Raw genomic sequence first — 14,987 nt, 5'->3', positions numbered from 1 at the left:
AAAAATGAGGTAATGAAATGAAAGATTTTGGGGCAAGAGTTAGAACACAAAGACAAGCTCTGGGACTAACCAGAGAAGAATTTTGTAGTGATGAAACTGAATTGTCTATACGTCAGTTGGCGAGAATAGAATCTGGAACATCGTTACCAACTTTGAACAAAGTTTATTACATTGCCAAACAACTTGGAGTAGCTATCGGTGATTTGACAGATGGAGCCAATTTAGAGTTACCTGAACGTTATAAAGAATTGAAATACCTCATTTTGAGAGTGCCCACCTATGCAGATGAGGAAAGATTAAAGATTCGTGAAGAACAATTCGATGAAATTTATCTTAACTACTATGATAATTTACCAGAAGATGAGCAATTAGTGGTTGATTGTATGCAGGCAAAATTGGATGTTAATATTACTGATAATGTTGATTTTGGTGTAGGATTGCTTAATGATTATTTTGAGCAAATTATGCTTAAAAAAGTTTATTCATTGAATGATTTAATCATTATTCATCTTTATTTAGCGTGCTTTAATAAAATAGGCAAAGAAACAACTATTTTCAATTATGATACCTATAATAATTTATTGGATAAATTGTTTAATCAAGTTAATTCACTACAGATTGAAGATTTATTTTTATTGAATAATGTTTTGTTAAGTGCTTTCTATGGTTCTTTTCAACGAAAGGAAGGTGAAAAAATGCAAAAAATTATTCAAATAAGTCATGAAATTATGGTAAAAGGACAAGATTATCAAAAAATGCCGATTACTTGTTTATTGGAATGGAAATATCAGTTATTTTGTTTAGAGAATGTTTCTGCAGCAGAAGAATTATATTACAAGGCAATTTTATTTTCTAAAATGATTTCAGACGGATATTTAGAAAAAGCGATTGAAGCAGAGTGGGAAAAAGATTATAGTAATAAGGTCGATAAAATCAATTGACAAATTTGTCATGTTATTAATTACAGATTAGGTGTATACTTATGACATAGTAATTTAATAAACAGATGAGAGGTATTACAATGTTACACAAATTGAAGTTGCTTGTTAAAAAAGCTCAAATATATTTTATCCTTGCTTTACCTTTAATTGCTAAAGTTATTAGTGATTATCCGACTACTTGGTGGGATGCATAATTGATTTATGTTATAATATTTCCATGAACAGAATCTTAGATAATCAATTAATTGGTGATGAGGATAATACAGAGCGTACGCTTAGACCTCAATATTTTAGGGAATATATTGGTCAGGATAGGGTTAAAGATCAACTGAGCATCTTTATTGAGGCGGCTAAGTTGCGTGAAGAGGCTTTGGATCATGTTTTACTATTTGGTCCTCCAGGTCTTGGCAAAACGACTATGGCATTTGTGATTGCCAATGAACTTGGGGTGAATTTGAAACAGACTAGTGGTCCAGCTATTGAAAAAGCGGGTGATTTAGTAGCCATTTTAAATGAGTTAGAACCAGGTGATGTGTTATTTATAGATGAAATTCATCGCATGCCAATGGCTGTTGAAGAAGTGCTGTACAGCGCAATGGAGGACTACTACATTGATATTATGATTGGTTCAGGAGAAAGTAATCGTAGTGTCCATTTAGAATTACCACCGTTTACCTTGATTGGTGCAACGACTAGAGCAGGCATGTTGAGCAATCCTTTGAGAGCACGTTTTGGTATTACAGGTCACATGGTCTATTATGACCTGTCCGATTTAACTGAGATTATTGAGCGTACAGCGACTATTTTCGATGTGTCGATTACACATGAAGCTGCTTTGGAATTGGCACGTCGTTCACGTGGGACACCTCGTATCGCCAATCGCTTGTTAAAACGTGTCCGTGATTACGCACAAATTGTTGGTGATGGTACGATTACAGATCAGATTGCAGACAAGGCATTGACTTTACTAGATGTTGATAAAGAAGGCTTAGATTATGTTGACCAGAAAATCCTTAGAACAATGATAGAGCTTTATGGAGGAGGACCTGTGGGTTTAGGTACCTTATCTGTCAATATTGCTGAGGAACGCGAAACGGTAGAAGATATGTATGAACCCTACCTCATTCAAAAGGGGTTTATCATACGTACACGAACAGGTCGTGTTGCAACCGCTAAAGCCTATGAGCATTTAGGATATGATTATATTGAACATTAAAACATATGATTAGAGGCTGGTGATCAGAGACCAGCCTCTTATTTTTATACTCGATTTGCAGGATTGTGTTATATAGAGGTAATACTAATAAGAATCAGTCAATGGTTCAATTATGTTCTATTAGAGATTAAATGTTATATTATACAGACATTAAAAATGTGGGACAAAAATCCTAAGAGTTTCACCGTTAATTTTGGAGTTATGTTTTTGTAAGCTCAACAAGGTTGGCTAAACTCTTGTTTTAATAGGCTTTTGGAATATTAGTAAATGACAATTTCAATCAAATATGTCAAAGTTGTTTATGAACGGGGGTGTTTTTGTCCCATATTTTTTGACAAAAGCAATTTTTTAGCATTTATATTTATCATTTTTATAAAAAAAATGGCATTTTTTTAAGTTGATAACGCTTTCTTTTGTATAAAGTTGCTTTTTAGGCCTTGAAACTGTGAAAAAGACCACATTTGAAATGCCAAAAATATCAAAAAATAAGATATCATTTGATGTACAATAGCCTTGTAAACAAAACATTTAGGTTACGAACCTAAAAGCAGTAAGAAAGGAAGGCAACTAAAATGTCGCACACTAAACCTATTCAGGTCTTCTCTGAAATCGGGAAGTTGAAAAAAGTCATGCTTCACCGTCCGGGGAAAGAAATTGAAAACTTGGTACCGGATTATCTAGAACGTCTTTTATTTGACGATATTCCATTTTTAGAAGATGCTCAAAAAGAGCATGATGCCTTTGCACAAGCCCTTCGAGATGAGGGAGTTGAAGTTTTATACTTAGAAAAATTGGCTGCGGAGTCTCTAACAACACCGGAGATTAGAGAGCAGTTTATTGATGAATACCTTGAAGAAGCTAATATTCGTGGACGTGCTACGAAAAAAGCGATTCGCGAATTATTGATGGCTATCGAAGACAATCAGGAATTGATTGAAAAAACAATGGCAGGTGTTCAAAAAGCTGAGCTTCCTGAAATTCCAGCGTCTGAAAAAGGGTTGACTGACTTAGTTGAGTCTAGCTACCCATTTGCGATTGATCCAATGCCAAACCTCTACTTCACACGTGACCCATTTGCAACAATTGGTAATGGTGTATCCCTTAACCACATGTATGCTGAAACACGTAACAGAGAAACACTTTATGGAAAATACATCTTTACTTATCACCCAGAATACGGTGGAAAAGTACCGTTGGTTTACAACCGTGACGAAACAACTCGTATCGAAGGTGGGGATGAATTAGTTCTTTCTAAAGATGTTCTTGCAGTTGGTATTTCACAACGTACAGATGCAGCTTCTATTGAAAAACTCTTGGTCAATATCTTCAAACAAAACATTGGTTTCAAAAAAGTATTAGCCTTTGAATTTGCTAACAACCGTAAGTTCATGCACTTAGATACAGTGTTTACAATGGTTGACTATGACAAGTTCACTATTCACCCAGAAATCGAAGGAGATCTTCGTGTTTACTCAGTAACTTATGAAGATGAAAAACTTCAAATTGTTGAGGAAACAGGTGATTTAGCAGAGCTTCTTGCAGCTAACCTTGGTGTTGAAAAAGTGGATCTTATCCGCTGTGGTGGAGATAATATTGTTGCTGCTGGTCGTGAGCAATGGAATGATGGGTCTAACACCCTCACTATTGCACCAGGTGTAGTTGTTGTTTACAAACGCAACACGATTACCAACGCTATCCTAGAGTCTAAAGGGTTACGTTTGATCAAAATAAATGGAAGTGAATTAGTAAGAGGGCGTGGTGGACCTCGTTGTATGTCAATGCCATTTGAGCGTGAGGAATTATAATGACTGTTCCTGAAGAGCGATTGCTTATAGGTGCCGATGATTGGCAGAGGGCTGCTGCATGCTATGTCAGATTCAAGGTTTTTGTCCTAGAACGTCATATCGATATGATGGATGAATTTGACAGCTTAGATACACCAGGTCGTGTTTATGCTGTGGTTTATGTTGGAAAAGAGCCAGTATCAACAGGTCGATTAGTACCCGAGACTGAAACGACTGCTCGATTGACTAGAATTGCGACTGTCAAAGAGTATCGTGGCAAGCAATACGGACGTCAGGTCATTAAGGCACTCGAAGATTACGCTATTAAAGAAGGTTTTAAAACCTTATACATTCACGCTGAATTAACGGCAAAAACATTTTATGAGGAGCTAGGTTACGAGGCTTGCTCAGAGATTTATGAAGAAGATGGCGAATGGTGCCAATCATTAGAGAAACAATTATAAAATAAAAGGAGTAGAGAATTAGATGACAACTTCAGTTTTTAAAGGAAGAAGCTTTTTAGCAGAAAAAGATTTCACACGTGCAGAGTTAGAATGGTTGATTGATTTTTCAGCGTTTTTGAAAGATTTGAAAAAACGTAACATTTCTCACCGTTACTTAGAAGGTAAAAATATTGCCCTCTTATTTGAAAAAACATCAACACGTACACGTGCAGCGTTTACCACTGCGGCGATTGACCTTGGTGCCCATCCAGAATATCTTGGTGCAAACGATATTCAGCTTGGTAAAAAAGAATCAACTGAGGATACAGCGAAAGTTCTTGGTCGTATGTTTGATGGTATTGAATTCCGTGGATTCAGCCAAAAAATGGTTGAAGAATTAGCAGAATTCTCTGGTGTACCAGTATGGAATGGTTTGACAGATGCTTGGCATCCAACTCAAATGCTGGCTGATTACCTTACAGTTAAAGAAAATTTTGGTAAATTAGAAGGTCTAACACTTGTTTACTGTGGTGATGGACGCAACAACGTTGCTAATAGTCTCTTGGTAACAGGTGCTATCCTTGGCGTTAACGTTCATATCTTCTCTCCAAAAGAACTCTTCCCTGAAGAAGAAGTGGTGTCATTAGCAGAAGGTTTTGCAAAAGAAAGTGGTGCACGTGTGCTTATCACTGATAATGCAGACGAAGCTGTTAAAGGTGCAGATGTGCTTTACACTGACGTTTGGGTATCAATGGGTGAAGAAGACAAGTTTGCAGAACGTGTAGCCCTTCTTCAACCATACCAAGTTAATATGGATCTTGTTAAGAAGGCTGAAAACGAAAACCTTATCTTCTTACATTGCTTACCAGCTTTCCATGACACAAATACTGTCTATGGTAAAGATGTTGCAGAAAAATTTGGTGTAGAAGAAATGGAAGTTACAGATGAAGTCTTCCGTAGCAAATACGCTCGTCATTTTGATCAAGCTGAAAACCGTATGCATACGATTAAAGCTGTCATGGCAGCAACACTTGGAGAATTATTCATTCCAAAAGTTTAATCATAAAATTAGTTTAATACAAACATTTATAAATATACAACAGCTTGGAGAGCTGAGACTAAGTTGCTTAGTTCCAGCTCTCCTTTATTATTTTTAACGGGAGAAAAAAAGATGACAAAACGTAAAATCGTTGTAGCTCTAGGTGGAAACGCTATTTTATCAACGGATCCTACTGCAGAGGCGCAAAAATTAGCCCTTGCCAAAACAGCAGAACATCTGGTAAAATTAATAAAAAATGGTGATGAATTGATTGTGACTCACGGCAATGGTCCTCAGGTCGGCAATTTGCTTTTGCAACATTTATCAGCTGATTCTAATAAAAATCCAGCTTTTCCTTTGGATTCTTTGGTAGCCATGACTGAAGGTTCTATTGGTTTTTGGCTTCAACAAGCCTTGCAAAACGCTTTGTTGAGAGAGGGTATTACCAAAGAAGTTGCTTCTGTGGTAACACAAGTTGTGGTGGATAAAAACGATCCAGCCTTTACTAATTTATCCAAACCAATTGGTCCATTCTATACTGAAGAAGAAGCTAGACAAGAGGAAGCTCGTACAGGAGCAACATTTAAAGAAGATTCAGGACGTGGTTGGCGCAAAGTTGTTGCCTCACCTAAACCTGTGGCAATTCAGGAAGTGGAAACGATTCGAACACTTTTGAATGCTGGTCAAGTTGTTGTTGCTGCAGGTGGCGGAGGTATCCCAGTTGTCAGGGAAGCAGACGGTAGCCTGACAGGTGTTGAAGCTGTCATTGATAAAGATTTTGCTTCTCAACGTTTAGCAGAATTAGTGGATGCTGATTTATTTATTGTTTTGACGGGCGTCGATTATGTTTTTGTTAATTTCAATAAACCTGATCAACAACGCTTGGAAAAAGTGTCGGTAGCTGAGTTGGAAACATATATTGAGGAAGGCCAATTTGCTCCGGGATCTATGTTACCAAAAGTTGAAGCTGCTATTGCATTTGTAAATAATAAACCTGATTCAAAAGCGATTATCACATCGCTTGAAAATTTAGGTGAATTGATTGCTTCAGAAAGCGGTACAATTATTGCAAAGGCTTAATGTTTAAAAACTTTATTGCTTCATAATGAAGTTCTATAGCAAAACAAGACTATGATAGCCATTTTTAAAATAAAACATAAAAGGAGTTTTTAAGATGAGTGATAAACCTAAAAAAACCTTTAAGATGCCTTCATCTTATACGGTGTTGATGTTAATCATTACAGTTATGGCCATTCTGACTTGGATTATTCCAGCAGGACAATATCAGGTTGACGATGCAGGAAACTTAATTGCGGGGACTTATTCTGCTGTGGAATCAAATCCTCAGGGATTTTACAATGTTGTGATGGCACCAGTCGTTGGGATGATTGGTAATTCAGTTACTACTGGAGCTATTGAAGTAGCCTTCTTTATCATTATGGTAGGTGCTTTCTTGGGCGTTGTTAATGAAACTGGAGCACTTGATGTTGGTATAGCTTCTCTTGTTAAAAAGTACAAGGGTAGAGAAAAAATGCTGATACCTGTTTTGATGACTCTCTTTGCTCTTGGTGGATCAACTTATGGGATGGGTGAAGAAACAATGGCATTTTACCCATTACTTATTCCAGTGATGTTGGCTGTTGGATTTGATACGATCACAGCTGTATCAGTTATCTTGATTGGGTCACAGATTGGTTGTTTGGCGTCAACAGTTAACCCATTTGCAACAGGTGTTGCTTCTGATGCTGCAGGGATCAGTATTGCAGACGGTGCTATTTGGCGTGTTATTTTCTTTGTTGTGATGTTAGCCATTTCAATTTTATTTGTTTATAATTATGCCAGCAAAATTGAAAAAGACCCTACGAAATCTTATGTTTATAAACAACGTGACGAAGATATGAAACATTTCAAAGTAGAACCAGTTGAAGCTACTTTGAGTAAAGAACAAAAAGCAACCATTTGGATCTTTGTTGCAACCTTCCTCATCATGATTATTAGTCTAATCCCATGGGGAGATTTCCCAACACCAATATTGATTTTTGAAAACCTGAATGATGCGATTACAGGTCTTCCGGTTATTGGACAATTATTTGGCTCATCAGCTGCTCTTGGAACGTGGTATTTCCAAGAAATTACAATGCTTTTCATCTTTATGGCAGTCCTTATTGGTCTTGTGACTAAAATGGGTGAAGGAGCCTTCTTTAAAGCTTTCCTAAATGGTGCTACTGACCTTCTTAGTGTAGCTCTTATCTGTGCTGTTGCACGTGGTATCCAAGTGGTTATGAACGATGGTATGATTACAGCGACTATTCTTCACTGGGGAGAGGAAGGTCTAAAAGGCTTATCATCTCAAGTCTTTATTGTATTAACATATATCTTCTACTTGCCGATGTCATTCTTGATTCCATCAACATCAGGTTTGGCTGGTGCAACAATGGGTATTTTGGCACCTCTTGGTGAATTTGCTAACGTTCCAGCTCACTTGATTATCACAGCTTTCCAATCAGCTTCAGGAGTATTAAACTTGATTGCACCAACATCAGGTATTGTTATGGGAGCTCTTGCTCTTGGTCGTATTGATATTACAACATGGTGGAAATATATTGGTAAGCTAATTGCAATCGTTATTGTAGTCAGTGCCCTAATTCTTGTCATTGCAACATTCTTCTAATTCAGAGAGGTGATATATGAAATCCTTTGTGACAGAAGCACATCGTTTGGACTGTGTTAAAACCATTCAACGTCTTATTGCCATTCCGTCAGTTTTAAATGAAGGAGAAAATGGTACACCGTTTGGTGTTGCTATCCAAGAAGCTTTGGAAGAAACCTTACGCATTTGTGATGGTCTAGGGTTTCAAACCTATATAGACCCGGAAGGATATTATGGCTATGCTGAAATTGGTCAGGGTGAAGAGTTATTGGCGATTCTATGTCATTTAGATGTTGTTCCAGCAGGTGATTTACCAAAATGGGATACCCCTGCCTTTGAAGGTGTTATCAAGGACGGTTATCTCATTGGGCGTGGGTCTCAGGATGATAAAGGACCGAGTATAGCAACCTTGTATGCTGTCAAGGCATTACGAGATGCTGGAGTTGATTTTGGTAAACGAGTTCGCTTTATTTTTGGTACGGACGAAGAAACACTGTGGCGCTGTTTACAACGCTATAATCAGCTTGAAGAAACAGCTACAATGGGCTTTGCCCCTGACTCCAGTTTTCCGTTGACATTTGCTGAAAAAGGTCTTTTACAAGTCAAGTTGCATGGACCAGGTAATGCTGAACTAGCCTTAGAACTTGGTCAGGCCTTCAATGTGGTACCTGGGAAAGCAACTTATAGGGGCAGCTTAGTTGAACAAGTGAAAACTAAATTAACTTGTCTAGGTTATGATTATGAGAGCTCTGATGATAGCGTGACTGTTTTGGGTCTAGCTAGACACTCAAAAGATGCGGCTCAAGGAATTAATGCTATTGTTCGTTTGCTGGAAGCTATATCTGAGTTTTCAGAAGATAGAGCCATTGACTTTATTTTGGAACAAATTGGACATGATGCAACAGGTTCAACATTATTTGGACTTGTTGAAGATGAACCAACAGGTAAGCTATCCTTTAACCTAGCTGGCTTGACTATGACACCTGATAAAACTGAGATACGTCTTGATTTAAGAATTCCAGTTTTAGCCGATAAGGTTGCGTTAGTGCAAAAATTGACAGAAGTTGCAGCGACTTATGGTCTTGTATACGAGGAGTATGATTATTTAGCACCTCTCTATGTACCTCTTGATAGTCCCTTAGTTGAGACGTTAATGACTGTTTATCGCGATATGACAGGTGACATGACTGAACCGATTGCTTCTGGGGGAGCAACATTTGCAAGAACTATGCCGAATTGTGTAGCTTTCGGTGCATGTTTCCCAGATGCCGTTCAAACTGAGCATCAAGAAAATGAACGTATCGTGTTAGATGATTTGTATAAGGCGATGGATATATACGCTGAGGCTATTTATCGATTGTTACAACTATAAGTCATATTTCAGGTATGGTATTTTGAAACAAGAATAGATTAAAAAGCAAATATCTATTTTATGACGGTTATAGAAAAAGGGGAGTTGTTTTCAGTCTTCCCTTTTTCTCACTATCGCCTAGATGATTTTACTAGACTTATCTATTAAGAGCTTGTAGATAAGTGCAAAACAAGGCGTAATTTGCTATAATTGATATGTCTGTAACAGATTTTGAGGTAATAATTATGAATAAAGTGGAACGTCATCGACTCATTAAACAATTGGTCAAAAAAAATCATGTTGGTACTCAGAGTGAGATTCAAGACTATCTTGAAACACAAGGAGTCACTGTAACACAAGCTACTCTTTCAAGAGATATACGTGAATTAGGTTTGTTCAAGTTACGTGATGAAAATCATAAATTATATTATAGTTTACCAAAAATTATTTCGACGCCACTAGGTCAAACGGTGCGCTATTATGTCCAAAAAGTTAATCGTGCAGGATTTATGTTGGTTCTGCATACGAATTTAGGAGAAGCAGATCTTTTAGCTAACATTATTGATGGTCAATCTGACCCAAATATTCTGGGAACAATAGCTGGGGCTGATACCTTATTGGTCATTTGTAAAGACGAAGATGTCGCCAAAATGTATGAATCTGAATTGATTTAACATAATCAAATAAAGAAAAGGGATATTATTCATTGGATAATATGATTTTGAGGAGTTATCTATGACAACAGAAAAAATTTCTCCTGGGATGCAACAGTATCTGGATATAAAAAAAGAGTATCCAGATGCTTTTTTGCTTTTTAGGATGGGAGATTTTTATGAGCTTTTTTACGAAGATGCTGTTAAGGCGGCACAGTTACTGGAAATTAGTCTGACCAGTCGCAATCGAAATGCGGAAAATCCTATTCCTATGGCAGGAGTTCCATATCATTCGGCTCAACAGTACATTGATACACTTATTGATTTAGGTTATAAAGTAGCTGTAGCGGAGCAAATGGAAGATCCTAAAAAGGCTGTTGGCGTGGTCAAACGAGAGGTTGTTCAGGTGATTACTCCAGGAACAGCAGTTGATTCAACTAGAGCAGATGGTAGTCACAATTTCCTAGTAGCTATTGATCGTGATAAGAATCAATATGCGCTATCTTATATGGATTTGGGAACAGGTGAATTTTTTGTCACTCTCCTAGATGATTTTACGTCAGTACGTAGCGAGATTTTAAATTTGCGCGCACGTGAGATTGTTGTAGGATACCCTATTTCAGAGGAAGAAGAGACTGTCTTAGTTAAACAGATGAATCTACTAATCTCTAAAGAGAGCCATGTGTTAGAAAAGTCTACATTGATTAGTAATGCCTTTAGTCCTCTTGAACAAGCTATTGCAGGAAAATTACTCCAGTATGTTGAAAACACTCAGAAGAGAGAGTTGCAACATTTGCAACCTTTGGTACGTTACGAGGTTAAAGATTACCTCCAGATGACATACTCGACCAAATCTAGTCTTGATTTGCTGGAAAATGCTAGGACAGGTAAAAAGCATGGCAGTCTTTTTTGGTTGCTTGATGAGACCAAAACAGCTATGGGAATGCGATTGTTACGCACATGGATTGATAAGCCCTTGGTTGACATCAACTTGATACGCGAACGCCAAGAGATTATTCAGACCTTTTTGGATGGATTCATGGAACGCAGTGATTTGACTGAAAGTCTTAAAGGTGTTTATGACATTGATCGTTTGGCTAGTCGTGTATCCTTTGGTAAGGCTAATCCTAAGGATTTGTTGCAACTGGGACAAACATTGAGCAAGGTGCCTCATATCAAAACTTTACTGGAAAGTTTTCAATCGCCAAGCTTGTCTGCCTTGATTGAACAGATTAACCCACTACCTGAGTTAGAGGGGCTTATTAGCTCCGCCATCTCGCCAGATGCCCCTATGACGATTATGGAAGGTAACATCATACAGACGGGTTTTGATGATCGCTTGGACAAATACCGTCAGGTGCTACGTGAAGGAACATCTTGGATTGCTGATATTGAAGCCAAAGAAAAGGCGGCATCAGGTATTTCAACGCTCAAAATCGACTATAACAAGAAAGATGGTTATTATTTCCATGTGACTAATAGTAACTTATCACTTGTGCCAGATCATTTTTTCCGAAAGGCGACGTTAAAAAATTCTGAGCGTTATGGTACAGCAGAATTGGCTAAGATTGAAGGGGAAATGCTCGAGGCGCGTGAACAGTCGGCTAGTTTAGAATATGATATCTTTATGCGTATCCGTCAGTATGTGGAATCCTATATTCAGGACTTACAATATTTATCCAAACAATTAGCCACTGTTGATGTTTTGCAAAGTTTAGCCGTTGTTGCTGAGCAAAACCATTACGTTAGGCCAACGTTTAGTTCAGATAAAGCCGTTGCCATTGTCAATGGTCGCCATGCCGTTGTTGAAAAGGTCATGGGTATTAAGGAGTATATCCCTAATAATATTACCTTTAGTGATGATACCTTAATTCAGCTCATCACTGGTCCTAATATGAGTGGTAAATCAACCTACATGCGTCAACTGGCATTGACCAGTGTTATGGCGCAGATGGGTTCTTATGTAGCAGCAGATACTTGCCAACTTCCCATTTTTGATGCCATCTTTACTAGAATTGGAGCGGCAGATGACTTGATATCTGGACAATCTACCTTTATGGTTGAGATGATGGAAGCTAATTATGCTATTAAAAAAGCGACACCACATTCACTTGTTTTATTTGATGAATTGGGTCGCGGGACAGCTACCTATGACGGTATGGCATTAGCGCAATCGATTATCGAATATATTCATGATAGGGTTTCTTGTAAAACAATGTTTGCAACACATTACCATGAGTTGACAAGTTTATCAACAAGGTTGACATCCCTTGTCAATCTGCATGTTGCGACGTTAGAGCAAAATGGTCATGTTACTTTCCTCCATAAAATCGCAGAGGGTCCAGCAGATAAATCTTATGGGATTCATGTTGCAAAGATTGCAGGTTTACCAGAGACTTTATTGGAGAGAGCTGATCTAATTTTGAATCAATTAGAGTCAGGTGCAGTCAAACTGGTTGACAATCAAACAACAGTAGCTTTAGTTGATGGGCCTCAACAGATTGATTTGTTTGGTGAGTCTACTGACCATGAAGAGTTGATTAAACGGTTAAAGGCTATCGATTTGATGCATTTGACCCCTATGCAGGCTATGACGACCTTATTTGAGTTGAAAGAATTACTGTGATTGTTTTTTGGTGGTCAAATAAGGTGATTTTATGGTATGCTCGTCATTCTTTGTCAACAACAGGTTAATCAGGCTTGATAAATTAAGATAAGGCTAGCCAGATTTTAGTTAGTAAAAGGTTTAGAACAATAGGTGTTCTGAGCCTCTTTTGCTGTTTGAGACAATCATAGCTTGTCAGATGTGTTATAATAGTCCTAATAATGACCCTACGGAGAGGAAAAATATGGCAAAGATTATTGAATTACCAGAAGTATTAGCCAACCAAATCGCAGCTGGAGAAGTAATTGAGCGACCATCAAGTGTTGTTAAAGAATTGGTAGAAAATGCCATTGATGCAGGGAGTACGCAGATCACCATTGAGATTGACGAATCGGGCTTAAAAAAAATTCAAATCACCGATAATGGAGAGGGGATTGCTAAGGATGAGGTGGCTTTGAGTTTACGCCGTCATGCAACGAGTAAAATCAAAAATCAGGCAGACTTATTCCGTATTCGAACGCTTGGTTTTCGTGGTGAAGCCCTACCGTCTATTGCCTCTGTTAGTCACTTAACCATCAAAACAGCCCGAGAGGGTGATGACCATGGTACTTTACTTGTCTCGACAGGTGGTGTTATTGACAGTATAGAACCTGTTTCGGCACCTGTGGGAACAAAGGTGATTGTTGAAAACTTATTTTTCAACACACCAGCCCGCCTCAAATATCTAAAAAGTTTACAGTCGGAGTTGGCACATATTGTTGATATCATTAACCGCTTGAGTTTAGGGCATCCGTCTATAGCTTTTAAACTAATCAATGAAGGGCGTGAGCTTATGTCTACTGCTGGGACAGGTGATTTACGCCAAACCATATCAGGTATATATGGTCTACAATCAGCTAAAAAGATGATTGAAATCAATACCTCTGATTTAGATTTTGAGGTGACTGGATTTATAGGCTTACCAGAATTGACCCGTGCCAATCGTAACTATATCACTTTGTTGATTAACGGGCGTTATATTAAGAATTTTTTACTCAATCGGGCGATTTTAGATGGTTATGGAAGCAAGTTGATGGTAGGACGTTTTCCGATTGCTGTGATTGATATTCAGATTGACCCTTACTTAGCCGATGTCAACGTTCATCCAACCAAGCAAGAAGTGCGTTTGTCCAAGGAAAAAGAACTGATGACTTTAATCACATCAGCTATTTCGAGTGCCTTGAAAGAACAGGAGCTGATTCCAGATGCTTTGGAGAATTTAGCTCGGTCAAGTACTAGGAATGTAGTTACTGCTGAACAAACTAGCCTTCAGTTAAAATCAGCTATCCTATATGATATGCCGACAAGTGAGGGTTTTGAAAGAGATGTTGATAAAATTGAAGAAGAAATCCCATCTCTAACGCTGTCAAAGGCAGTGTCAAGTCACGTTGATAAAACAGACCATTCTGTTGACAATCAGTTGACAAGTGTTAAATATGCAACGAGGCAGGTTACTGAAGAATTGCCAGACCATCCTGATTTTGACTGGCAAAACAAGACTCAAGTCAACAAAATTTTAGAACGTCTTAATCACGAGGAGACCTCGAGCTTCCCTGAGTTGGAGTACTTTGGGCAGATGCATGGCACCTATCTATTTGCACAGAGTCAACACGGCCTGTACATCATTGATCAACACGCTGCTCAGGAACGTGTGAAATACGAATATTATAGAGATAAAATTGCAGAAGTTGACAGTGGTTTACAGCAACTGCTAGTTCCTTATTTGTTTGAGTTTTCCCAATCAGATGTTCTTAAGTTGGAAGAGAAACGACCTATCTTGAGACAAGTTGGGGTTAATCTGGAGCCTTATGGGGAGAATACCTTTATCTTGCGAGAACATCCTATCTGGATGGCAGAAAACGAGATTGAATCAGGTGTTTATGATATGTGCGACATGCTTCTTTTGACAAATACGGTTTCTGTCAAAGCCTATCGTGCTGAGCTAGCAATTATGATGAGTTGTAAACGTTCCATAAAGGCCAACCACGCGTTAGACGATTATTCTGCTAGGCATTTGCTTATGCAACTTAGCCAATGTCAAAACCCTTATAATTGCCCCCATGGCAGACCAGTGTTAATCCACTTTGGTAAATCAGACATGGAAAAAATGTTTAGACGTATTCAAGAAAACCACACTAGTTTGAGAGAACTCGGTAAGTATGAATGATGTGGTAGATTGTCTATTGCTTAATAAATAAGCAGCTTTGTTTGTAGGTTTAGTCTAAGTGTGTCAACTATGATGATAGATAGCTAACTATTTTTGTCT

The 14,987-nt window shown here is 38.1% G+C and carries 11 protein-coding genes; all 11 read left to right on the top strand.

Annotated features, from left to right (window positions below; translation table 11 throughout):
- Positions 1-17 precede the first annotated feature (17 nt).
- The 11 genes from ACVRZH_RS03210 (at position 18) to mutL (ending at position 14,888) form a co-directional block, all read left to right on the top strand.
- Positions 18-941 (top strand): helix-turn-helix domain-containing protein, encoded by a 924-nt coding sequence (locus ACVRZH_RS03210; RefSeq protein WP_447453885.1) that lies wholly within the window; start codon positions 18-20, stop codon positions 939-941.
- A gap of 217 nt (positions 942-1,158) precedes the next feature.
- Positions 1,159-2,157: a Holliday junction branch migration DNA helicase RuvB gene (gene ruvB, locus ACVRZH_RS03205; protein ID WP_447453884.1), complete on the top strand. Its 999-nt coding sequence runs from the start codon at positions 1,159-1,161 to the stop codon at positions 2,155-2,157.
- Between the two features lie 572 nt (positions 2,158-2,729).
- A complete protein-coding gene (gene arcA, locus ACVRZH_RS03200; RefSeq protein WP_447453883.1) occupies positions 2,730-3,962 on the top strand; it encodes an arginine deiminase in 1,233 nt (410 codons plus the stop codon).
- Entirely contained in the window at positions 3,962-4,405 is a 444-nt protein-coding gene (locus ACVRZH_RS03195; protein ID WP_447453882.1) for a GNAT family N-acetyltransferase, read from the top strand. The genes arcA and ACVRZH_RS03195 overlap by 1 nt, the downstream gene beginning before the upstream one ends.
- A gap of 22 nt (positions 4,406-4,427) precedes the next feature.
- Positions 4,428-5,444 (top strand): ornithine carbamoyltransferase, encoded by a 1,017-nt coding sequence (gene argF, locus ACVRZH_RS03190; RefSeq protein ID WP_447453881.1) that lies wholly within the window; start codon positions 4,428-4,430, stop codon positions 5,442-5,444.
- A gap of 111 nt (positions 5,445-5,555) precedes the next feature.
- Positions 5,556-6,503, top strand: a complete 948-nt coding sequence (gene arcC / locus ACVRZH_RS03185; RefSeq protein WP_447453880.1) for a carbamate kinase — start codon at positions 5,556-5,558, stop codon at positions 6,501-6,503.
- Between the two features lie 94 nt (positions 6,504-6,597).
- Positions 6,598-8,094, top strand: coding sequence for a YfcC family protein (locus ACVRZH_RS03180; RefSeq protein WP_447453879.1), 1,497 nt, complete (start codon positions 6,598-6,600; stop codon positions 8,092-8,094).
- 16 nt (positions 8,095-8,110) lie between these two features.
- Positions 8,111-9,445 (top strand): dipeptidase, encoded by a 1,335-nt coding sequence (locus ACVRZH_RS03175; RefSeq protein WP_447453878.1) that lies wholly within the window; start codon positions 8,111-8,113, stop codon positions 9,443-9,445.
- A 224-nt stretch (positions 9,446-9,669) separates the two neighbouring features.
- Positions 9,670-10,098 (top strand): arginine repressor, encoded by a 429-nt coding sequence (argR, locus tag ACVRZH_RS03170; protein ID WP_447453877.1) that lies wholly within the window; start codon positions 9,670-9,672, stop codon positions 10,096-10,098.
- A 61-nt stretch (positions 10,099-10,159) separates the two neighbouring features.
- Positions 10,160-12,703: a DNA mismatch repair protein MutS gene (gene mutS / locus ACVRZH_RS03165; protein WP_522732201.1), complete on the top strand. Its 2,544-nt coding sequence runs from the start codon at positions 10,160-10,162 to the stop codon at positions 12,701-12,703.
- 178 nt (positions 12,704-12,881) lie between these two features.
- Positions 12,882-14,888 carry a DNA mismatch repair endonuclease MutL gene (mutL, locus tag ACVRZH_RS03160; protein ID WP_447453876.1) on the top strand — a complete coding sequence of 669 codons (2,007 nt, stop codon included), beginning with the start codon at positions 12,882-12,884 and terminating at the stop codon, positions 14,886-14,888.
- Positions 14,889-14,987 lie beyond the last annotated feature (99 nt).

Source organism: Streptococcus fryi (genome assembly GCF_053206505.1).
Note: the sequence above shows the minus strand (reverse complement) of the source record. Positions and strands in the feature narration are given on the sequence as shown.